The sequence below is a fragment of the Brevibacillus sp. NSP2.1 genome (genome assembly GCF_000470975.2).
In the GTDB taxonomy this organism is placed as follows: Bacteria; Bacillota; Bacilli; order Brevibacillales; family Brevibacillaceae; genus Brevibacillus; species Brevibacillus agri.
The window spans coordinates 890,833-912,307 of sequence record NZ_CP048274.1 but is presented as its reverse complement, the minus strand read 5'-3'; the positions used below and the strand labels follow the sequence as shown (position 1 = coordinate 912,307).

Genomic DNA, 21,475 nt, shown 5'->3' with positions numbered 1-21,475 from the left:
AAGCTCTTGTCGGAAGATTGAAGGAGATACAAATATTTCTGTAAGGGCTGTGGCGGGAATAGAGCCTGCAATCACCAGTTTCCAGACTGTGGATAAAAAGGTATGATCGCACAGTGGATCTCCACATCCGCCCTCGGGGTTTACCCTCCCATGTCACGCTGGGTCTATGCCCTTACATTCCTTCGTTCTACCTCTCAAGGGGTGGAGGCCGATTCTAGCTCCTCGACTGGGTCGTTGCCCTTATGGATTATAATTCTTCGGCTTCTCCGGTGCTTCCGTTGTCATGGTTGTACACATGTGAATAAGCGAGATGACAGGTTTGTTGATAAGCTTTATGCAGCACTTTGTTGTAGCTGGGCTTGTCGAATCGGCCCCAATACTTCGTTTGCGTTATACTCTTTCTGCTTTGTCCCCAGTGCATAGAGGACGCGAACCAGTTTTCCACATAAGGCGATAATCGATTGCTTCTTCTTGAGCGGATTTTGACTACGCGTTGTATAATACTCGTGGAGCGCTTTAAACTCTTTGTTTTTGGCTACCATCGGCAGCATGCAGCGGAACAAGATGCCTCTTAGGCGAGAGCGCCCCCGCTTGCTGATTCCGGTCTTTCCCTTACGTTTTCCAGAGCTGTTCTCCGTCAGATTCAGCCCAGCCAGACGGATGATCTGCTGTCCATGGTCGTAGTTGTTCAGATCGCCAACCTCCGCCAAGAAGCCGGCGACGGTCAGAATGCCAATCCCTGGGATGCTCAGCATTTGCTTCGTTCCGGGGATCTTCTCCAGAATCTGCAGGACTTCCGTCATAATGCTTTCTTCTTGCTTGCAGTACAGATCGTACTGCTGCAGCAAGGCGGCAAGCTCGATTCGGGCAGCTGTCAGCCCCTCGGTAAGCCCGATAGAGACCGTAGCGGCAGCATAGAGCTGCTCCGCTCTCTTGATGCCCACCCCACGCTTGATTTCCGTCTTCCAATGTGTGAGAACGCCTCTGGCGCCTATCGAGACAATCTCCTCTGGAGTGGGAAACTGGCGCATGGTCATCAGTGATGCCTTGCCTTCCCAGTCCTTAAACACTTGTGGATACTCCGGAAAGTAGCGGTCAAACCAGTTTGTAATCCGAGCTTTCACTTGATTCAAGCTCACCATGACCTTCTCCCGAAAATTCATCAGAATGCGTAGCTCTGCATATTCCTTGGTCGGCAAATTGGGCTCTGAATATTTCCCGCTCCGAATCAGGTCGGCAATGACCTTCGCATCCTTGTAGTCGCTCTTGGTCTGCGAGTTGTCCTCAAGTTCTTTGCTCTTGTTCACATGGTGCGGATTCACGACGACGACCCTGATGTCTTGCTCCTTCAAAAATGCCGCTAACGGGAACCAGTAGTGTCCGGTAGGCTCGATGCCAAATACGATGTCGGTTTTCTCATGTATCCGGCCAAGCTCCTTCATCCACGCAGCCAGTTTCGTTAGCCCCTCCTGATCGTTGTGGAACACACATTCTTTCCCAAGCTCAATGCCTCGGAAATCCACGGCTCGAGCTACATGAATCTTTTTGGCGATGTCCGCGCCAACAACCAGTGTTTTTTCGGTAATTCGTGTAATCCGTTGATTCTGTTTCTGTTTCAGCTTATACTTCATGTAGAGCGTCCTCCTTTTCATTAGGGCAGTGTGAATGTGACCATTCCAAGACCCAGCATACAGGAGGCGCTTTTTTCTTTCAAAGCTCAAATTTCTTCATTACAGGAATGGCTCCTCCTCGCTCGGTCACTTTTCTTTGAAGGCGTTGCTGATCGTCCCCAACCGCCTGATTTTGACCTCCGCCTGGATATGCACCGGCAGCTTGGCAAATTCCTTGTCCCAGTTTTTCTCCAGTTGCTTCCACACTTTCGGGTATTTGCGGTGAATCGCATCGCCGAAGCCGAAAATGTCTACGCCTCTTTTTTTGGCGTAGGCGACAGCGCGCATTCCACTCTCGACCATCCCTTTTTCTGCGTCTTTTTCCACTTGCTCGATCGTCTCCATCTTCGTCAGATCAATATTGCACTGCACCTCGCCGATGTCATTTTCCAACTGGATCAGGACCGTGATTTCCGGCTTGCCGTTTTTCAGGCTGGCCTTGATCTTGGAATCGGCATTCATGACTTCCATCGTCATTCTTCCTCCGCCTTTGCACGGAAGGCTGCCCGCCGTACTTTTCACGTTTCCGGCAATGTAGTTGTACGCCTTGCTGTCCGCTTCGTTTAGCCAGCCGATCAGCTTGTCTCCGCGAAACGCCGCCAACGTGGAGTATTCCAGCAGCACGTTGGAATCAATCTGCTCCACATTGCTCCGCCGATCCCCCTCCACCGCCGGACCAGTCAAGCGAATGCCCGTCAGCACTGCCTGCTTACCGTTGTTCGTCAAATCCGCAATCAACTGATCCAGCGTCACCGCAACAGTCGGAGCCCATGCTTTAGAAGACGTTTCCAGCGAGGCGAACAGCTCGTTGGACGGGATTTGCTCAAGCGGCGTAATCACTTTCAAAATACTGCTCGCCGTCGTTCCGCGCGCCACAGCAATGTAAAAATCCGTGCGAAATTCATGGTCGCGCGACACAAAATCAAGCACGGGAGCAATTCCTTCCCGCGCCATCGCCTCGCCCAGTATCAGCATCCTTGTATGCGACATATAGATTTTGCGCGGAGAGACCGTCGTCATTTTTCGCAGCGCCTCAAAAACAGTAGGGGCATTCATGGAAAAAAGCGTGACAGGAGCCCTACCTGGCTTCCCTTTGTTGGCTGCTACTTCCCCCGGGTCCACCACCTGGACAGACACGGTATAGCCGTGCTCCGCCTTGTCGATTCCGATACCTACGCAGATAGCCAGATCGTTCAGTTCTTTGCGGTTCCAGCAACCGGCCAGGAGCATGACCAGCGCGATGCAGAGAAGCACTTTTATGCCTTTCATGGAAGTCCACTCCTTTGCTTTTCGTGTGCTACTTGCCGGGCGGGGGTGGCTTCATTTTCGTTGACTGGCGGCGCAGGTTGCGCTTGCTGATCGACTCAGGCCGCTTGTCCAAGGCCCAACGGGGAAGGCGCAGGATCGTATCCCGCTGCTCCTTGAATGAAAACGGAGCAAACGTGCTCATGTACGGAACGCCAAACGAACGCAGGCTGCACAAGTGCAGCACCAGAGCGAGCACCCCGACAATGATGCCGTAGATGCCGAAGGAGGCCGCCAGCACCATCAGCGGAAAGCGCAGGATGCGCACGGGAATCGACATGTTGATCGCCGGAAAAATAAAGCTGGAGATCGCCGTAATCGAAACGACGATAACCATCGCCGCAGACACGATACCCGCCTCTACTGCGGCCTGGCCGATTACCAGCGTCCCGACAATGGAGATCGCCTGCCCGACAGCGCGCGGCATGCGAATCCCCGCCTCCCGCAAAATCTCGAAGGCGATCTCCATCAATACCGCCTCCACGAAAGCCGGAAAAGGCACGCCCTCCCGTTGCGCCGCCAGACTGATGAGCAGTTGGGTCGGCAGCATCTCCTGATGAAAAGTGGTAATCGCGATATAGAGAGAAGGCGCGAGCAGCGCGATAAAAAAGCAAATAAATCGCAGCATCCGAATCAGCGTACTGAAATCAGCCCGCTGATAGTAGTCTTCTGCGGAATGAAAAAACTCGACGAACAAAGAAGGCACGGTCAGCACAAACGGAGTTCCGTCCACCAGGATCGCGACCCTGCCCTCCAGCAAATTGGAGGCAACCACATCGGGGCGCTCGGAGTTGGAGATCGTCGGAAACGGCGTGTACGCTGCATCCTGGATCAGCTCCTCGATCATCCCGCTCTCCATGATGCCGTCCATATCAATCCGGTCCAGCCTGCTGCGGACTTCCTCCACAACGCCTTCCTCGACCAGACCTTTGATGTACACGACCGCGATTTCCGTCTTTGTCACTTCCCCGATTCTGCGCGTCTCGACCCACATCTTTTCACTGACGATTCGCCTGCGCAACAGCGTAACGTTCGTCCGCAGGTTCTCCGTGAAACCTTCGCGCGGACCGCGAATGACCGTTTGCGCCGTCGGCTCGGTCACCCCTCTGTCCTTCCATTCCTGCAAGCCGATCGCCATCGCCTGTTCATATCCGTCCAAGAATAGGATGGCGCACCCGGAGAGCATGGCCGTAAACATCTCGGGAAAATTGTCCACGTCACCGATATCGCCAACGGTCAAAACCGCATCTTTTAAAAAGGGGACGAGTTCTTCCTCGCGTTCCAGCTCCAGTTCTTTAAAGCGCGTCTTGTAAAGCAGGCTGTTGATTAAAACCCCCTGCACCATGTGGGTATCTACCATGCCATCCGTGTACACAACAGCAGCGCGTACAGGCTCGCGGCTGTCCAGAACCAGTTCGCGGATCACTATGTCATTGCTGTATCCTAGCGCCTCTTTTACATACCGAACATTCTCATCCAGGCTGGGGCCAATTTGAGCCATCTCATTGCTCCCTTACATTGGCAATTATTTATCCAGTTTTTCCACCCGTGCCCGTTACTAAACGAACGGAATGGAAAACTTGCCCCTGGCTGCAAAGAAAAAGACTTCCCCTGCTCGTCGCTTGCGAGAGGGAAAGTCTTGTTGATCGAGAAGCTTAGCCCGTTACAGGCTGGGCTGGATCGTCAAAGGAAGGGTCGTACCATTCTACCTTGTGCGTTTGCTGAATCTCGTTCAGCCAATTGTTGTAGTTTTCGCTGCGGTTTTTATCGGTCAAAACAGATTTGATCTGATCGCGCACCTTTTCAAATTCCGGCGCAGGCGAGCCCATCTGCTGTTTGTTCTCGTCGTAGTATTTCTTGATCTGTTCATCCGTAACCGGAAACGCCTTGTCGAGCAGCTTGTCGCGGGTCATCAGCACCGTCAGCTTCTCACGCAGCTTTTGCTCGGTCATCCCCATGCTCTGGAGGTAGTTTTTGAACGCTTCCTCGGAGCCGACCTGTTCTTTCATCGAGGCAATTTCCTTGTCCATTTCTTCCTTGGTCACCGTAACGTTTTGCGCCTTGGCTTCCTGTGAAATCAGCGACTGGGCGACCAGCTCGTGTATCATCTGCTTGCCGTACATCGTCTTCATTTCGTCGTACAGTTGATATTGCGTAATCGAGGTATCACCAGCCTTGACCAGAACCGGGTCTTTCTCTGCCTCTCCTGCCTGGTAGACACCGAGCACAGCCAGTCCGGTCAGCAAAACGGCAACCGAAAGTATAGAAACGTCGAACTTCTTCACTTGGATATCCTCACTTTCTGTTATCTGCCCACCAAGTATAGTCAGGAGATACGGTAGAAAAATGGAATGAGGATTACACAACTTTTCCACATTCTTATATAATTATGTGCCAGCTTTTGCGGCTACATGAAAAATCGGGCAAAAAAAGAAGTGAGGACGGAGGCAATGACGGGACCCAAAACCGCCCATATTTGCAAAAAACGCTCCTGCCTCCTGCTTTTTTCTCCTTCGATGATCTGTGCCAGATTTTCCTTGTCCCGATTGTCGTCGTTCAATAGCTGCATGATGATATCTTTCTCTTTATTCGCTTTTTCTTCTCTCAACTTCAGTTCAGTCTGTAGCTTCGCAATCGCTTGCAGCAAATCAATGCGTACGTCTTCCAAGCGTTCCAGTCTGTGCTCGATTCTTTCCAACCACTTCGTAACGATCGTCATTTGTCCCTCAAGCTGATCGGTTCTTTCTTCGAATTTGTCCAGTTTCTGGTAGATACGTTGCATATGCGCGTCCATGTCTCTTTGGTTGTCCTGTTTTCCCGGCGTCATAGGTCACACCTCCTCCGTCCCTTGTAATACCTTGTTTATGTCAGGCGCAAAGCCATTGCTTGTACGGTTATCCCTTCCCTTTGCTCCGGCGCGCAAAAAAGGCTGCGCACTTGAGTTTTTCCAAATCTTTGCTGATGCGCTACAATAGAAGGATGACCGATTGCCATTCGTTATGGTGAGAAGGAGGAAACCATGACAGCCTTGCTGGAAGTAAACAACGTGACAGGGGGTTACTCCCCGAGCCACGCTGTCATCAAAAATATTTCGTTTGCGATTCACTCCCACGAGATCGTCGCGCTGATCGGGCTGAACGGCGCGGGGAAAAGCACGACCATCAAGCACATTCTCGGACTTTTGCAGCCGCTGGACGGCTCGATTCAGATTGCGGGCCAATCGTTTCAATCCGCGCCGGACAGCTATCGGCTCTCTTACGGCTACATTCCCGAATCTCCCATCTACTACGAGGAGCTGACGTTGTGGGAGCACATCGAGCTGATGGCGATGAGCCACGGCTTGGACAAAGAAGAGTTTGCCAAACGGGCCGAACTGCTGCTCAAGGAATTTCGCATGGAAGAGATGAAGAACCGCTTCCCCCAGCAGTTTTCCAAAGGGATGCGGCAAAAGCTCATGATTATGATGGCGCTGCTCGTACAGCCGCCGCTCTACATCGTGGACGAGCCGATTCTCGGCCTCGACCCGCTCGGCATCCGCGCCTTGCTGACGTGGCTGCAGCGCTGCAAGGAACAGGGCGCAGGCATTCTGATGTCCACGCACATTTTGGCTACTGCGGAAAAGTATTGCGACCGCTTCATCATTTTGCACAAAGGGGAAATCAAAGCCCAGGGCACGCTGGACGAGCTTCGCCAGTTCACAGGGTTGTCCAATCACTCCCTGGATGACATCTATTTGCAGATCGTAGAGGATGAAAAACAGTGAAGATAGATGCGGATCAATTGTTTCGGAAGAGACTGCATGCCTTTTCCACGGAATTTATCAGGTATGCGCAGTACATGGCTAATGGCGGCGTCCTGTTTATCGCCGTCTTTCTTACCGGATTGCTGTCCCTTTATTACCGCGGAATCATCGCAATGATTCCGCCCTGGTTCCCGTTGGCGCACGGCCTGGCGCTGGTCATTGCCCTTTTCGTCACGCGCAGCCCTCACCGCACCTTTTTGCTGGAAGCGGACCTGCTCTTTCTCACTCCGCACGAGACGCGGCTGGGCGGTTATTTTCGCAAAGCGCAAGTCTACAATTTCGCTGTCCAGAGCGTCGGACTGTTCGTGCTTTTGCTCCTGCTTTCGCCCGTGTACGCGGGCGTTGTCGGGGCAACTGGGGCGCAACTGTGGCTGTACTGGCTGGTTCCGTTTCTGTTGAAGGGCTGGAACGTTCACAGTAGCTGGATATTTTTGCGGCTGTCCGCGAAAAAAACGGAGCGGCTGTACACGCTCGCCCGATTCGGCTTGTCGTATCTCCTGCTCGCATGGGTGCTCAGCGCGGGGCAGTTTCTCAGCTTCAGTCACGTTCCTTTTGCCGGCGTGATCGGCGCGGCTCTGCTCGTCTGGCTGCATGTGCAAATGCGCAAGGTCCAGGCCGGGCTGCCGCTGCAATGGTACCGCCTGCTGGCGGTGGAAAATCGCTTGCGCCACCGCTTTTATCAAATCATGAACAACTTTCGGGATGTTCCCGCCTTGCAGCGCCAGGTAAAACCGCGTTTTTGGCTGACGGCCCTGACGCAGCTTGTGCCCTACAGCCAGGCGAATACAGCGCGGCATTTGTACGTCAAAACGTTCCTCCGCTCCGGCGAGCTGGCCGGGATGTACGGGCGGCTGGTCCTGATCGGCGCCGCGCTCATGCTGCTTCTGCCCAGCCTGCTGGCGAAGACGGTTGCGGCTGCCCTGTTGCTGCTGATGACAGCAAGCCAGCTCAACGGCCTCTGGCGGCAGCAGAGCAAGCGAAACAACGAGCTTTTGCTCTTCCCTGTCCCCTCGCCTGTGCAACGGCGCGCGTTTGTCTGGATGCGCTCGATTTTGCTGCTGCTTCAAGTAGCTGTGCACGTCGCAGCGGGCATGTGGTAGCCCGCGCGAAGCGAGATGATCGCCTGCAAAAAAAACAGCCTTTCGCCAGGACTTGGAGCCTGGGCGAAGGGCTGTTTTCGTATCGCAGCATGCCAGCGTTCGGTGGCTGGGCTTACAAGCGGAATGTGTCCACTTTTCTGCGCAGCTCCTGGATGCTTTCTGTGACCTCCTGAATTTCGACGACAAACTGGTCTACGTTGCTGCTGACTTCGTGAATGGTGGCCGATACTTCTTCGGTGGCGGCTGCCGTCTGCTCGGAAATGGCGGTGACGGTCAAGACCGATTCGTTCACCTTGTTTTGACCGTGCTTCATCGTTTCCACGCTGGACATGACGTTGGCAAGCGACGCCTTGAGCGTGTTCGTCATATTGGACAGCTCCGTAATTTCTTTTGCCACCGTATCGAGGCGCTCTGTTCCGGCGTTGTAGCGGTTCAAAGTCGCGTTCGTCTTTTCCGCCGCCTGCTTCACCTGGTCCTGGATGTCCTTGATGCTCTCCTGAATGACCAGCGTCGCCGCTCCCGTCTGCTCGGCCAGTTTGCGCACCTCGTCGGCGACTACCGCAAATCCGCGGCCCGCCTCCCCGGCGCGCGCGCTTTCGATGGCTGCGTTCAAGGCGAGCAGGTTGGTCTGTCCGGCGATTTGCTGGATCGTTTCAATCACGTCATTGATGCTGCGCGATTTTTCTTCGAGAATCGCCATTGTATTTTGCACTTCGTGGAACTGGTGGTTTGTTTCCGTTCCGTCGGCGAGAAACTCTTGCAGCACCTGATAGCTGCTCTGTCCGATGTCAGATACCTGGTTGGACACCGCGTCCATCGCTTCGATCGCGCGATTCAGCTCGGACAGCTCGCTCAAAAATTCCTGTACCGTCTGCACGGCTGTTTCCATCGCGGTAGCGGTCTGCTCATTGCCGGAAGCAATTTCCTGGCTCGTGATGACGATGTTCTGGTTTTGCTCGCGAACAGACGATGCGCCTTCGCGGATGGAGACAGCCATATTGTCAATGCTCTCCGTCGTCTCCTTGACGCCGCCGATGATCTGGCGCAGTTGCGTCGTCATCTCGCCGAATGCCACCACAATGCGGCCAATCTCATCATTTCTGTTCGCAACCGGAATTTGCGTCTCCGTCAGGTCCCCACCCGCAATGCGCGTGGACGCCTCCTGGACAACCCCCAGCGGACGCAACATTTTTTTCACCACAAAGTAAACGGAAACAAGCGCAATCACTGTGAGAACAACCATGGAGGCGATAATGCGCGGCATAATTTCAGCGAGAACCTGCTCGTTTATTTGCTCAACCTTTTCTGCTGCCGTGTCGACGCCAAGCACGGCGATGACTTTTCCGGATTGGTCCTGAATCGGCGCAAACGCACTGAGGTACGCTCCGTACACCGGATCGTGCACGATTGGCGTACTGCTGGTGCCACCCTGAAGCACTGGCGAAATGTCAGCGAACGTGGTCGAAGTTGTAGGCTGACCGATCGTGAAGTTTTCATCCCCCAATCCGTCCACCATGATCTTGACCTTTTCTCCATCGGCCTGGAGGATGTAGACGTAAAGTGCCCCGGTCTTTTCCACATAATCTTTCAGCGTATTTTGCAGGAACTGATAATCGTCATTTTTCTCGGGCTGGGCCAAAAATTTCGCCAGCTTTTCAGAGTCGATCCCTGCGGCAATATGCGTAGCGGTTCCAATGCTTGAGCGTGAAAGCGTACGTTCAACGGTAGTAGCGCTGTTTGAGTTAATCATGAAAATATTGACGGCCATCGTAATCACGACAATCACAGCCACGAGCGCAACTACACGACTAGCCAGGCTCTTGCTCATCCTTGCTCACTTCTCCTTTGCCTTATACGATAGATTGACAGATCATTCCCAGGAAGACACCTCTGCAAACAAAAAACGCCCCAAAGGGCGCTTTTTGCCAAAACACTCCCTATTTATCTTATCGACAAAAGGCAGCCTAATTATTAACAAATTTGACTTCCGGCGTAGCCACGATCAGGAAGCGATGGTTGGGAATATCGACGTAACCGAGAGGCTCCATCCGCTTTTGCAGGTCCAACAGCGCTTCTGCGTATTGCTCCACGCTGAAATCGCGAATTTGCCATTCGATCGCCTTCAAATAGTACACAATCGCTCCTACGTCATAGAAACGGGTGAAGCTCATTTCTTCTTTTTGCAGCAAAATGGCAAAGCCTGCTTCCCGCAACTGCTCGGTGGCAAATGCCAGGTTCCAGTGCAAGTAATCCGGCGGGATCGGCGCCCCCAGCAAGCGGTTCAGCTCCAGATTATCCTGCCCGCCAACCTGCTGTGTGACAAAGGCTCCGCCGGGCGCAAGCAGCCGGAGAATCTCTTCGGGCAAATACGATTCGTGCCGATTAATGATAAGCTCGAACGATTGATCTTCAAAAGGAAGCTCATCCTCGCCATCCGCCTCGATCACCTGAATGCCCAGCGGCTCCAGGTTTGCCCGCGCTACCCCTACGTTTGGCGCATACCCTTCCGTGGCAAATGTCCGCGCAGGGTGCGGCTGCAGCAAAGCCAGCAGCTCTCCCCCGCCTGTGCCCATGTCGAGCATGGAGCCGATGCCGTTCATGTGCTGCTTGACCACGCTCGGATAGTTCCAGGACAAAGGAGCTTCCTGCATCCTCCCCGTCTCGGTCAGCCGTTGGAAATTCCATCCGGCAAACGGCGCTTCCACTTCGCGTCGCATAGCTTCGATTTCCTTCTGTTTGTTCATTCTTGTTCTCCTCCTTTTTTGTAGACGGCAAGCTGTTTGCAAAAGCCCGTCCATTGAGGCGGAGAACGGCAGCGAAAAGAGCGTTGTTATGTTTCCACAAAATCAAAAGACATGCTGTCTGTTCCCCTTTCCTTTTTGTTATCCGTCCTGAGTCGGAGGGAAAATACTGCCCGGGTACGTTTGGTTGACTGCCGAACCTCTCTATCATGTAAGAATGGAAAGCTTACGGGAGGAATTATTCTATGGCAGATTTTGAAGTGCTCGCCGGGATCCATCAAGGCTTGTTTCTCGTTTTGGTTTTCACTGCGCTGATCCCTACGCTTAAAGCCAAGGCGCTCGTCTATCAGCCAACCAGACGGGCGCTGGCAAAAAAGGCACGCTGGACACTGTTTTTTGTCTGGCTGTCCGTACTCGCATTCGCCGGACAACTGTTTGTCACTTGGGCGTTTTTTCAATCCTTTGGTTGGCTTTACATAAAGGATAAAGCGCTCGGCTTCCTGCCCCTGATGGTCGTCCCTTTACTCTCTGTTCTATTCATTTCGCTGCCCCGCTTGTGGCAACTGGCGGCAAAGCTGGACAAGTCCAAGGAGAAGCCGTCTTACATCGTGGATAATCCCGATCTGTCCTTGCTCTCCGAGGACGCCGCCGCTTCGGAAATGGCGGAACTACTTCCAAGCGACAACGCACAGCCATCTGATCCTGAACTGGTCGATGCGGATTTGCGAAAAGTGGCGTCAGCCCCCGAGCTGATCGTTCCGTTGCAGGCGTCTGTCCTCGGCAGCTTGACGGCCTGCTTCCTGCAATTTTTCTACCCCGCTGTCACCTTGGAGCCATCGATTCTCCTGCTCGCCTGGGGCGTGCTTGTAGCAGGCACCTCAGCACTCTGGATCATGCAATCGTGGCGGCAGCAGCGCTGTTTTCGCCCTGGAGAATGGAAGCCGCCTGCGCCGTTTTTGCGCTTTTTGCGCGGAACGGCAGTTCTGTTGCTCGTGTCGGCAGGAATCGTCTTCTGGGGCAATCAGGCGCTGCTTGCCAGCAAATTGCCTGAGCAGTTCAAAATGACAGATCATACGAACATCGACACCGGACACGGCACGGGGCTGTTTGCTCACGCGCAATCGGCCCATGCCGGGCACGACCGCGCTTCTTCCGCCATTCAGACGGTGAGCGTGGCGGACTTGACCGGACCGCGCGAAGGAGAAGCCGATCGGCAATTCAAGCTGACTGCCCAAAAAGCCACCGTGCGGCTGCCCTCCGGAAAAACGATGGAGGCGTGGACTTTTAACGGGCAATACCCGGGCCCAGAGCTGCGCATCAAGCAGGGCGAGCTGGTCGAGGTCGTGCTGGAAAACAAAGATATTGCCGATGGCGTCACCATTCACTGGCACGGCCTGAACGTCCCCAATGCCGAAGACGGCGTAGCCGGAGCGACACAGGACGCCGTGCTCCCCGGCGAAAAGCACGTCTATCGGTTCATAGCCGAACAAGCCGGGACGTTTTGGTATCACTCGCACCAGCAAGCATCGGTCCAGGTGCGAAAAGGACTGTTTGGCGCTTTGGTGATCGAGCCTGCGGCAAGCGCGCAAGGAGCGGACTCCAGCATTCGCGATCTCACGGTCATTCATCATAAGCCAAAAGGCGAAGGCGCGACGATCAACGGCGCTGACACGCTTGCGATGCAAACGGTTTCGCCTGGCACTCCGGTAAGACTTCGCTTTATCAACGCGGAAAACCTGCCTGTCACCTACCAGCTTTGCGGCAGCTCGTTTCAGGTTGTAGCCATTGACGGCAACGAAGTAAACGAGCCGAACCTGATCGCCAACCAGGCATTGGAGCTGGCGGCTGGCGGCAGATACGACCTGTACTTCACCATGCCGGACCGCCCTGTGTTGTTCGCGCAAGCCGGAAAAGGGAAGACGGGGGAAAAAGGGCTGCTGCTCAGCCCGGACGGCCGCGGAGAGTCGCCTGCCCTGCAAGACAATTTGCCGCTGTTCGATCCCGCCCGTTACGGTGCGCCGATGGCGTTGCCCTTTGACTCGAACTCGCCTTTTGATCGCGAATACCAGATGCTGTTTGACGTCGCCTTCGGGATGTACGACGGCCGCTTTGACGGCCTGTGGACCATCAACGGCCAGGTGTTCCCCTATACGCCCATGATGATGGTGTCCGAAGGCGATCTGGTGAAAATGACGTTCGTCAACCGCAGCTTCATGGATCACCCGATGCACTTGCACGGCCACCACATGCTAGTGCTCACGCGCAACGGCAAGCCCGTCACAGGAAGTCCATGGTGGACGGACACGCTCAATGTAGCCCCGGGCGAAACGTATGAAGTGGCTTTTCGCGCCGACAATCCCGGCCTGTGGATGGATCATTGCCACAACCAGGATCACGCCGCGCTTGGCATGAGCATGCACCTTTTGTACGAAGGGGTAACCTCCCCTTACGAAGCCGGTCACGCAACCCGCAATCATCCGGAATAATCGTTTGGAACAAAGGCAGCCTGGCATACAGCAGGCTGCCTTTGTTCTATGTTCTACCGCGTACAAAAGGCCTTGGCGACTTACGGCTTGCTCCGCCGCTTCTTGGCCGCGAGCAGCCTGTTCAACGTGTCGTCTGCATCCTCGCTCTCTGCGCGAGCTTGCTGCTGTGTTCGCGCCGCTGCTTCCGGCCTGTTTTTCGCTGGCTCCACGGCTGCCCGTACTTGTGACGCAGGCTTGGCCTTGCCCTCCTGCTCCTGCACAGCGGCATCCGGCCGCAAGCGCGTCAGCACAGCGCGCCTGTCGGAAAGCCTGTCAAACACGGCTTGCTGTCCAGCCGCTGCTGCTGGTGCTGACCGCCTGCGCCACAGGTTCGCAAGCTTGGCCCACCACTGTTCCGGCAGTTGCAGGCGGCGCACGGCGATGTCTACTGGCAGCAGCAAGGCCGAAAGCATCAGTAGCCATTCGCTGATCGACTGGGTATCCCATTTCTCGGGAAGCTCCCCGCCAAATACTTCCTCCGGCTCGGCAATCTGCTTGCCGCCGCCCGCGAGCAGCCACGTGCGCAGCTCTTTTTCCCCGTCCGGCGTCATGCCGTACTCAGGCGAGTAAGAGACGGTCAGTCCTGTCGTTTGGCTCGCCAATACCCGTCCCTGCGCTTTTTCCGAAATCTGGATCATATACGTGCCAGGCTCTGCCGTCTCAAACTGGCCTTCCAGGACGCCGGGCGCAATCGGCTTCAGCTTGATGACTTCGCGCTGCATCTTCTGGTTGAGCACGACCGCCTCCAACTCTTGCGGCAGGCTCTCCCCGGCAGGCATCGTCACTTTGACGCTGCCTGTCGCTCCGTTGATGCTCGTTTGCGTCTTCCACTTTCCTTCGGCAACCTGCGGAAACGTCCAGGCGACCACTTCGTTCCAGAGCCGCCCGTTGCCGATCCAGTCCGGCGCCCATTTGCCTTCGAGATCGCTCGTCCAGGCAACAGAGCGGCCAAGCCCGTATTGCCAGCGGGTCAAAATCGGATCGTCATCCGCGCTCAGAAGTGAAGTCTCCGCCGTCTGTTTCGCCGTCGTCGCCACGTACGCCCGCAGCGGCGGCAGCGCGTGCTGCAGGCTCGGCCACATCCCGGCTCCCGTCACCTCCGGTATTTGCGGCTTTTCCACAATAAACGTGCGGCTGGCCAGCGCCGTTTCCTTGCTGAAAATTTTCGGAATCGACTCGGCATCGTTGGCAAAGTAGTAACGGCCATTTCCCGCCTGCGCAATCATTTCCAGAAGCTGCATGTCTGCGTCATCGCCGACCGCGACGGTGGACACCGTAATATTTTCGGACGTCATCTGCTGCAAAAGTCCCTGGTAATCGTCCTGCATGCCGGACTGTCCATCTGTCAGCAAAATGACGTGCTTACGCTGCGTGTTCATTGTTTTTACCCGTTCGTACGCCAACTGCAGCGCCGGGTAAATATCCGTTCCGCCATCGGCGTAGATGCCGCCAATTTGCTGATGGATCGTCTCCTGCTTCGTGACCGCCTGGGGCGCAACCACTTCCCACGGACTGCCGTCAAAGGCGATCACCCCGATGTAGTCTTGCGGATTCATCATGGTCGTGGCGCGTATCGCCGCTTCCTTCGCCAGCTCCATTTTGTCGACGCCCTTCGCATCGGCGCTCATGCTGCCGGATTTGTCGATCACCAGCTCTAGCCCAAGCGAAGGAAGCTGTTCTTTTCCGCGCAAATCCATGTGCACGGGCAGCGCCTCCTCGATCGGCGTCTGGAACCAGCCGCCCATCCCAAAGCTGTCACTGCCCCCTGTCATGACCAGACCGATGCCCAGGTCGCGGACAGCCGTCCGCATTCGTTCCATGTCGGCATCGCTCACCTGTGTTGCAGGCAAATCGGCCAAAACAATCGTCGCGTACTGCTTGTAGCCTTCCAGTTCCTTCGGCAGCATGGCAAGCTCGCGCAGTTCCACCTGCATGTTGCCCGCCTGCAGCGCCTCGATGAGATTTTTTGCCGCGCCCGGGTGGCCCTCGACGACGAGGACGACTGGAGCGCCTGCCACTTGTGTGTAGGCAGTCGCCTGGTTGTTCGCCTGGACGGTATCGCGGCGCGGCTCGATTTCGACGCGGTAGCGATGAAAGCCTTGCTCCATCGCCTTTTGCGAAAAGACGAAGCGATTGTGCCCTTTATCAATCTGAACCGTTTGCTCGCCTGCTGCGCGATTTCCTTCGTACAATCGCAGCGTCGCTTCGGTAGCGAGCGTACTGTCCACATCGACCGTGATCGCGTATTCCTCGCCAGCGTACAACCGCTGCGGAACCTGCACGGAGGACAGCACGACCTCGTCTCCTTGCGGCTGTTGCAAAGAGACAGCCTCTACGCCGATGCCGCGCTCCGCAGCCAGTCTCGTTTGCCTGGCTGCATCTCCGCTCGTCGCGATGCCATCCGTGAGCAGCACGACTTTGCCTCGGGTGTTGCTGCCGATCATGGCCGCAGCGAGCCGAATCCCTTCTGCGAGATCGGTCGCCTGGCGGTTTACTTCGACGCCGAGCGGCGCAAGTTCTGCGCGCGTCGTCAGCGGCTGATCGACCGCCGCTTCCGCTCCGACGGCAACGATGGCGTACTTGTCCTCCGGGCGCTTTTGCCCGATGGCCTCACGCAAAAAGGAGAGGACACGCGGATCGTCCTTCATCGAGGCGGAACGGTCCACGACAAACACAACCGTTTTCGCCTGAACAGGGGTGAGCAGTTGCGTACCTGCCAAAGCGAGGACGAGCAGCGCAAACAGGACAAGGCGAACCGTGGAAATGACGGCTTTGCGGCTTGCAGGCATCTGCTTTTGCTTCCGCCACCAGCTTGCCACGAGGTATGCCGCGGGCAGCAAAAGCAGCAGAAACAACGGCTGTGTAAAATTAATACCCACGCTGGTACACCCTCCATTCCACCAGCAAAACAAGCAGGACGAGCGCTGCCAGCCAGTACGTCAGCTCCTGCGTACCTGTCGCGCTTGCCGCTTGCTGCTCTCCTTCGCTCTGTCCGGCCGAAGCGCTGAAGACACTGAGCGTTTTTGGCGTAATATCCGATTCGGCATCGCTCATTCGCACGGAAAAATAGCGGCTGACCGTCCCCGTATCTGCCGTCTCGTCAATCCGGTACAGCCCGAGCTGCTCGGGCACTTGCATCGTCCAGACGGTCCCTTCCGCCGCGATCGGCTGCTGCTGTCCGTTTGGATAGGTCACGCGCCGCTCTATTGCGCCCGGTGTCAGCGGGATCGTGAGCACATCCCCGGGATGACTTGTGGCAATCGGCGTCGCCTGTGCAGGCGAGAGCCAGTTCACGACGTTTTGCATGAAGATGGGAAAAGCCGGACGCAGCGGAAAATCGGAATTGTGCAGGTCGAAGGCAATGACGGCGATTCTCCGGCCGTCCACCACGCCTGCCCGGACCAGCTCCACGTCGCCCGCACGAACTACTGCCCTCATCCCCGGCATTTCCCCCAGTACCGCCGCTTTGGCAATATGCACCTCGCGCCAGTCCACGTATTTGAGCAGCGGATCGTCTGCGGATACCGCTTGCGGTCCTTGATTCAACTCTTGTTCTCCCGCGAGCGGCAGCCAGTCCGTTTTCCTGTCGGGCGCAATGACGAGAATGTTTCCCGGCGGCAGCTTGTCCGGCACTTCGCCGTCAAATACCCACAGATCGCGTGCTTCCGCATTCGGCTCGGGAGCTTTCTGGACCGTTTCCACCTCCATGCTGCCAACCGTCTGCATGACCTGATGCAAAAAGCGGTTGCCCGCCGGGGTGTAGAGCACGGCTTTTCCTTTGCTCGCCGCAAAGGGCACGCTCCAGATCGCATTGTCTTCCATCAGACTATCCTGCTCCGGCTCGATCACGGCGCGATAGGCTGGCGACTTCGGCAGCTCCTTGAACGAAAAAGTCTTAGAGCCGGACGCTTCGATCGCAAAAGAGTCGGTGTCCAAAAGCTTGCCTTGGTCGTCAAAAACAGTCACGGTTCCCCGCGACTGCGCGCTGCCGTAGTTGTCCACGCGCAAAAGCGCCTCTGTGCCTTGTTGCCCAGGCTGCGTCACGAAGGCAGCAATGCCCGCATTTTCACGCGACCGTCCCATCTGCACGAACCGGAAGCTCGCGGACGAAGCCGGAAGCGCCTGAGGAACAAGCTTGTGCTCGGCATGTCCATCCCCGAGCCAGATGACCCCGCTTCCCGGCTCGTTCGCCGCGATGGCTCCCGCCAGCGAAAGCGCAGACAGCGGATCGGACGCCCCCAAATTGGCCGTCAGCTTCCCCAGCGCCGCCAGCAGCTCCTGTTGGTCTGCGCTCTTGGACACGAGCACATTCGGCTCGCTTCCCGCCGCGATCAAGGTCATCGTCTGCCCGCTGCCGAGCTTTTCTACCAGCGCCTTCGCCTCAGACACAGCCCGCGCCAGCCTCGTCTCTTCGCCTTCCTTTGCCAGCATGCTGCCTGACGTATCGACGACGAGCACGGTATGCTCGGCCGCAATCCCTTCCGTCGGCAGCGCCGGTCTGGTCAGCGCCAACACCAGCAAACATGCCGCCAGAAGCTGCAAGATGAGCAGCAGGTTGCGCCGCAGCTTTTCCCACGGCCGCACCGCTTCCCAGTTTTGCAAGGTGCGCTGCCAGAGCAGCGTGCTCGGCACGACACGGTCCTCTACTTTTCGCTTGAGCAGGTAGAGGACGATGATGGCCGGGATTATCAGCGCGAACCACAAGTTGCCCAAACCCATCCACTGCATAGTTGTTCCTCTCCCTCCTCTCTAGCGAATCATGCCCGCCTGCCGAAATACGTGAAAGACGATGGATTCCAATGATTGCTCCGCCTCGATTCCTGTAAAGGCGATTCCTCTCCCATAGGCAAAGGCGGCCAACTCCTGCCGATACTCCTGCAAGCTTTTCTGGTACTCGGCGAGCAGCAGTCCGGTCATGAACACTTCTTTTGCCTGACTCGTCTCTGCGTCGATCAGGCGCAGCTCTCCCGCGTAGGCAGGCTGCAGCTCTTCCTGGGAAAGCACCTGCACCAGCGTCACTTCCTGCCGTGCTGCCTGCAAGTAAGCCAGCCCTTCTGCGTATCCCGCCGGAAACAAAAAGTCGGACAGCACAATCGAAATCCCCGCTTGGCCCCGAACCGCGCCCGGCTGGCGGAGCGCGGCGTGCAGATCACCCGTGCCGCCTTCTTGGACCGATGATAAAAAATGCAGCAGCCTGTGCGCCTGGCCTTTGCCCTGCAACCCTTGCAAAGACGCGACGATGCGGCTGTCGAAGGCGTAGACGGAGACGTGATCGAGCTGGCACAGCGACAGGTAGCCCAGGGCCGCTGCAATCTGGACCGAGCGCGACAGCTTGCTCGGCTGACCGTAGCTCATCGAGCGGCTGCAATCAATGTACAGGTTCACGTGCAGCTCGGTTTCATCCAGGTACTTTTTCAAAAACAGCTTTCCGGAGCGCGCATACGCATTCCAATCCAACTGCCGCAAATCGTCGCCCGGCACGTACGCCCGAAAATCGGCAAATTCCATCGAGCTGCCGAGCTGTCTGGACCGCCTCTTTCCCGCGCGGTTGCCGCTGACGGCTTTTCTCGTCGCAAGCTGCAGCCGTTCCAGCCGGGCCAGCCACGACGGGGCAAGCAAGTGCTGACTCATGCTTTTTCCCTCGCCAGCGCAGTCAATATATCGCGGACGATCTGGTCGGCGCGCACGCCGCTCGCCTCGCCTTCAAAGTTGAGGAAAATCCGATGGCGCAGGGCCGGCAGCGCTACCGCCTCCACGTCCTCGTAGGCGAGATTGTAGCGTCCCGCCAAAAGCGCGCGCACTTTTGCCAAGGAGACGATCGCCTGCACGCCGCGCGGACCTGCTCCGTTTCTCACGTACTGGTTGACCGAGGCGACGGCCTGCTCCCCTGGATGGGTGGCGAGCAGCAGCTTGACGGCGTAATCGAGCACCGCGTCTGCCACCAAAACTTCGCGGGCCGCCTGCTGAATGTGGGCGATCTGCTCCCCCGAAGCCACCTTTTCCACCTGCACAGACTGTCCGGTCGTCGTCCGCGTCACGATCGTTTTCAACTCGTCTGCCGTCGGGTACGGCACGTCGATTTTCAGCAAAAAGCGGTCCATTTGCGCCTCCGGCAGCGGATAGGTCCCTTCCTGCTCCAGCGGGTTTTGCGTCGCCAAAACGAAGAACGGCGCAGGCAGCGGACGAGTGACGCCCCCTGCGGAGACGGTGCGCTCCTGCATCGCCTCAAGCAACGCGCTCTGCGTCTTGGGCGTCGCCCGGTTGATCTCGTCCGCGAGCACGACATGGGCGAAAATCGGCCCGTGCTGGAACTGGAACGACTGCTGCCCTGTCTCGTCTACCAAAAGAATGTTCGTTCCGGTAATATCGGTCGGCATCAGGTCAGGCGTAAACTGGATGCGCTGAAACGAAAGCTCGAAGGCTTGGGACAACGTTTTTACCAGAAGCGTTTTCCCCAACCCGGGAACGCCCTCCAACAGCGCGTGCCCGCCTGCGAAAACCGCCCACAAAAGCTGCTCGACGACGTCTTTTTGTCCCACCAGTACTTTTCCGATTTCCTGCCTGACGAGCTCTACCCGCTGCAGGCAATCCTCAATTGTTTGCTGTGCCACAGCCGCGCCCTCCTTTTTATGGTTCGATTTTGCTGAAATAGTCTTTGACGATGTCTTGATAATCGCCCGGAATACTGCCCTTTTCCATGCTTTCGCGGGCGAATTGCTCGTACTGGCCGTACACTTCCTCATACGGCAGCGTTCCTCCGGAGGTCACCTGCGTGTTGCCGCTTTGCTGCGACTGGGATGGCCCCGCGCCGAGCGGACCGCCTACTGTTTCGGTTGGACCACTGTCTGAGCCGATGCGGCTGGACGGGACGGTGACAAGCTCGTGTTTTCCTTCGCCAAGCCCGGCTCCCGCGCCTTTACTGTTTCCGTTGCCCAAGCCCGCCCCTTTCCCGGAACCATTGCCCGCGCCGTTGCCTGCGCCGTTTCCTTGCCCTGCTCCCTGGCTGCCGTTTGCAGGCGGGGGCGCCTGATTCGCGTTTGCTGCCGTGCCCGTGCCCGATGCTGCCGGGCTGCCGCCAGGTGTCGTGGCAGCCGGCACCGCCTGTCCTGCCCCGGCCGCTCCCGCCGCAGCGCCTCCCGCGCTCCCGCTATTGCCAGCGGCAGCCCTGGCGCTTGCCAGCGTCATCTGCGACTGATTGAGCGAGGCTGCCACCTGTGCAGCGGCGAGCATCGCCTGCTGTGACTGCCTGGCTTCTGCCAGCACTTGCTGCATGCTCGCTTCCAGCGCAGCCAGCGCTTGCGGGTCTTGGCCGGCGGCCAGCTCCTGGGCCGCCTGCGCCAGTTGTTTGGCGGCTTCCTCCAACTCCTGCGAGCTGGCTGCCTCCGCGTCTTTTTTCAGTTGCTCTGCCGCTTTTTCCAGCTCACGGGTCAACTCCGCCCGCTCCTGCTCACCCAGCGTCTCCATCGCTTTTGCCATCTGGGCAAGCGCAGCCGTCAACGCTTCGCGGTCGCCTTTTGCGAGAGCGTCCGCGAGCGACTTTGTCGACTGCTGGCCGCCCAGGCTGCGCTGCAAGCTCTGCAGCGACGCCGCCTTGCTCTGCTCCGCTGCCCGCAACTTTTCCAGTTGCTTTTCCGCCGCTCGCAGCGCGTTGAGCCGTTCGGCGGGATCATTTGCTTTTGCCACGGCTTTTTTCGCCTGTTCCAGCATTTCCTCAAGCCGCTTTTTTTGTGCTTCGCTCAAGCCTTCGCTCGCTTTCGCCTCCTGCTTGATCGCCTCGATTTCTTTTTCCACCTGGGCGATCGCCTGTTTTTCCAGGGCCATCTGGGCGAGGATGCCATCCTGCGGATTCGGCAAAATCGCCAGGAGCAAGCTCGCCACAAGCAAGCCGCCCGTCGCGTACAGCTTTTTTTGCAAACCAGCCCAAATGCGAATGCTCTCGATAATGTGCGGCAAGTTTTTGCGCAAGTGCCGCAGGGCGTCTTCCCGTTGCATGACCGCGACAGAAGAAGTGCTTTCGCGATGCTCCCACGCTGTCTCGACCCGCTGTGCCAGGCCGTTTCCATCTGCCACCTGCGCGCTTTGCAAAAGCGTCGGTTTTTTTCGGAGCGCAACCAGCCCTCCCGCGAGCAGCGCCAACGGAATCAGCGCCGCCACAAACCACTGGTAATACGGGATCGGCCAAAAACGGGCAACGAGGAGAAGCAGTGCGCTTCCCCCCGCTCCCCACAAGCCGTACTGTGTTACATGGTGCAGCAGCACCTGTTTTTGCAGTTGCCTGCGCACCGGCTCCAGCAGTGACTTCAGTTCATTGTCGGTTTTCGGCGTAAACATG

Annotated in this window: 15 protein-coding genes; 3 read left to right on the top strand and 12 right to left on the bottom strand. The window is 56.9% G+C overall.

The annotated features are described in order from the left end of the window. Positions 1-332 precede the first annotated feature (332 nt). From M655_RS04430 to M655_RS04410, 5 genes are all read right to left on the bottom strand, one after another. Positions 333-1,619: an IS110 family RNA-guided transposase gene (locus tag M655_RS04430; RefSeq protein ID WP_221843694.1), complete on the bottom strand. Its 1,287-nt coding sequence runs from the start codon at positions 1,617-1,619 to the stop codon at positions 333-335. Between the two features lie 138 nt (positions 1,620-1,757). Continuing rightward, entirely contained in the window at positions 1,758-2,939 is a 1,182-nt protein-coding gene (locus M655_RS04425; protein WP_025848300.1) for a Ger(x)C family spore germination protein, read from the bottom strand. Positions 2,940-2,967: 28 nt separating this feature from the next. Next, positions 2,968-4,476, bottom strand: a complete 1,509-nt coding sequence (locus M655_RS04420; protein WP_025848298.1) for a spore germination protein — start codon at positions 4,474-4,476, stop codon at positions 2,968-2,970. A gap of 154 nt (positions 4,477-4,630) precedes the next feature. Then, on the bottom strand, positions 4,631-5,260 hold the full coding sequence (locus tag M655_RS04415; protein ID WP_005830692.1) for a SurA N-terminal domain-containing protein: 630 nt from the start codon (positions 5,258-5,260) through the stop codon (positions 4,631-4,633). 122 nt (positions 5,261-5,382) lie between these two features. After that, on the bottom strand, positions 5,383-5,802 hold the full coding sequence (locus M655_RS04410; protein ID WP_025848297.1) for a hypothetical protein: 420 nt from the start codon (positions 5,800-5,802) through the stop codon (positions 5,383-5,385). A gap of 192 nt (positions 5,803-5,994) precedes the next feature. Between M655_RS04410 and M655_RS04405 the strand changes: the two genes are divergently transcribed. Then, on the top strand, positions 5,995-6,738 hold the full coding sequence (locus tag M655_RS04405; RefSeq protein WP_005830689.1) for an ABC transporter ATP-binding protein: 744 nt from the start codon (positions 5,995-5,997) through the stop codon (positions 6,736-6,738). After that, on the top strand, positions 6,735-7,877 hold the full coding sequence (locus M655_RS04400; RefSeq protein ID WP_005830687.1) for an ABC transporter permease: 1,143 nt from the start codon (positions 6,735-6,737) through the stop codon (positions 7,875-7,877). The genes M655_RS04405 and M655_RS04400 overlap by 4 nt, the downstream gene beginning before the upstream one ends. Before the next feature lie 112 nt (positions 7,878-7,989). On the opposite strand, the gene M655_RS04395 is transcribed toward M655_RS04400, so the two are convergent. Continuing rightward, positions 7,990-9,705, bottom strand: a complete 1,716-nt coding sequence (locus M655_RS04395; protein ID WP_005830685.1) for a methyl-accepting chemotaxis protein — start codon at positions 9,703-9,705, stop codon at positions 7,990-7,992. Between the two features lie 136 nt (positions 9,706-9,841). After that, positions 9,842-10,621 (bottom strand): class I SAM-dependent methyltransferase, encoded by a 780-nt coding sequence (locus M655_RS04390; protein WP_005830683.1) that lies wholly within the window; start codon positions 10,619-10,621, stop codon positions 9,842-9,844. A 242-nt stretch (positions 10,622-10,863) separates the two neighbouring features. Between M655_RS04390 and M655_RS04385 the strand changes: the two genes are divergently transcribed. Beyond that, on the top strand, positions 10,864-13,104 hold the full coding sequence (locus M655_RS04385; protein WP_026558014.1) for a multicopper oxidase family protein: 2,241 nt from the start codon (positions 10,864-10,866) through the stop codon (positions 13,102-13,104). An 80-nt stretch (positions 13,105-13,184) separates the two neighbouring features. On the opposite strand, the gene M655_RS04380 is transcribed toward M655_RS04385, so the two are convergent. The 5 genes from M655_RS04380 to M655_RS04360 are packed head-to-tail and all read right to left on the bottom strand — an operon-like array spanning position 13,185 to position 21,474. Next, on the bottom strand, positions 13,185-16,022 hold the full coding sequence (locus M655_RS04380; RefSeq protein WP_026558015.1) for a VWA domain-containing protein: 2,838 nt from the start codon (positions 16,020-16,022) through the stop codon (positions 13,185-13,187). After that, the gene (locus M655_RS04375; protein WP_026558016.1) at positions 16,012-17,871 is read right to left on the bottom strand and encodes a vWA domain-containing protein; all 1,860 of its coding nucleotides are present in this window, start codon (positions 17,869-17,871) and stop codon (positions 16,012-16,014) included. The genes M655_RS04380 and M655_RS04375 overlap by 11 nt, the downstream gene beginning before the upstream one ends. 21 nt (positions 17,872-17,892) lie before the next feature. After that, positions 17,893-18,774 (bottom strand): DUF58 domain-containing protein, encoded by an 882-nt coding sequence (locus M655_RS04370; RefSeq protein ID WP_026558017.1) that lies wholly within the window; start codon positions 18,772-18,774, stop codon positions 17,893-17,895. Continuing rightward, positions 18,771-19,754, bottom strand: coding sequence for an AAA family ATPase (locus M655_RS04365; RefSeq protein WP_007782969.1), 984 nt, complete (start codon positions 19,752-19,754; stop codon positions 18,771-18,773). The genes M655_RS04370 and M655_RS04365 overlap by 4 nt, the downstream gene beginning before the upstream one ends. A 16-nt stretch (positions 19,755-19,770) precedes the next feature. Beyond that, positions 19,771-21,474, bottom strand: coding sequence for a DUF8809 domain-containing protein (locus M655_RS04360; protein ID WP_026558018.1), 1,704 nt, complete (start codon positions 21,472-21,474; stop codon positions 19,771-19,773). Position 21,475: the final 1 nt, after the last annotated feature.

Excerpts from the sequence above, each read along its gene's own strand:
- M655_RS04425 (WP_025848300.1), bottom strand. The coding sequence starts at position 2,939 with ATGAAAGGCATAAAAGTGCTTCTCTGCATCGCGCTGGTCATGCTCCTG.
- M655_RS04420 (WP_025848298.1), bottom strand. The coding sequence starts at position 4,476 with ATGGCTCAAATTGGCCCCAGCCTGGATGAGAATGTTCGGTATGTAAAA.
- M655_RS04410 (WP_025848297.1), bottom strand. The coding sequence starts at position 5,802 with ATGACGCCGGGAAAACAGGACAACCAAAGAGACATGGACGCGCATATG.
- M655_RS04405 (WP_005830689.1), top strand. The coding sequence starts at position 5,995 with ATGACAGCCTTGCTGGAAGTAAACAACGTGACAGGGGGTTACTCCCCG.
- M655_RS04395 (WP_005830685.1), bottom strand. The coding sequence starts at position 9,705 with ATGAGCAAGAGCCTGGCTAGTCGTGTAGTTGCGCTCGTGGCTGTGATT.
- M655_RS04390 (WP_005830683.1), bottom strand. The coding sequence starts at position 10,621 with ATGAACAAACAGAAGGAAATCGAAGCTATGCGACGCGAAGTGGAAGCG.
- M655_RS04385 (WP_026558014.1), top strand. The coding sequence starts at position 10,864 with ATGGCAGATTTTGAAGTGCTCGCCGGGATCCATCAAGGCTTGTTTCTC.
- M655_RS04375 (WP_026558016.1), bottom strand. The coding sequence starts at position 17,871 with ATGCAGTGGATGGGTTTGGGCAACTTGTGGTTCGCGCTGATAATCCCG.
- M655_RS04370 (WP_026558017.1), bottom strand. The coding sequence starts at position 18,774 with ATGAGTCAGCACTTGCTTGCCCCGTCGTGGCTGGCCCGGCTGGAACGG.
- M655_RS04360 (WP_026558018.1), bottom strand. The coding sequence starts at position 21,474 with ATGTTTACGCCGAAAACCGACAATGAACTGAAGTCACTGCTGGAGCCG.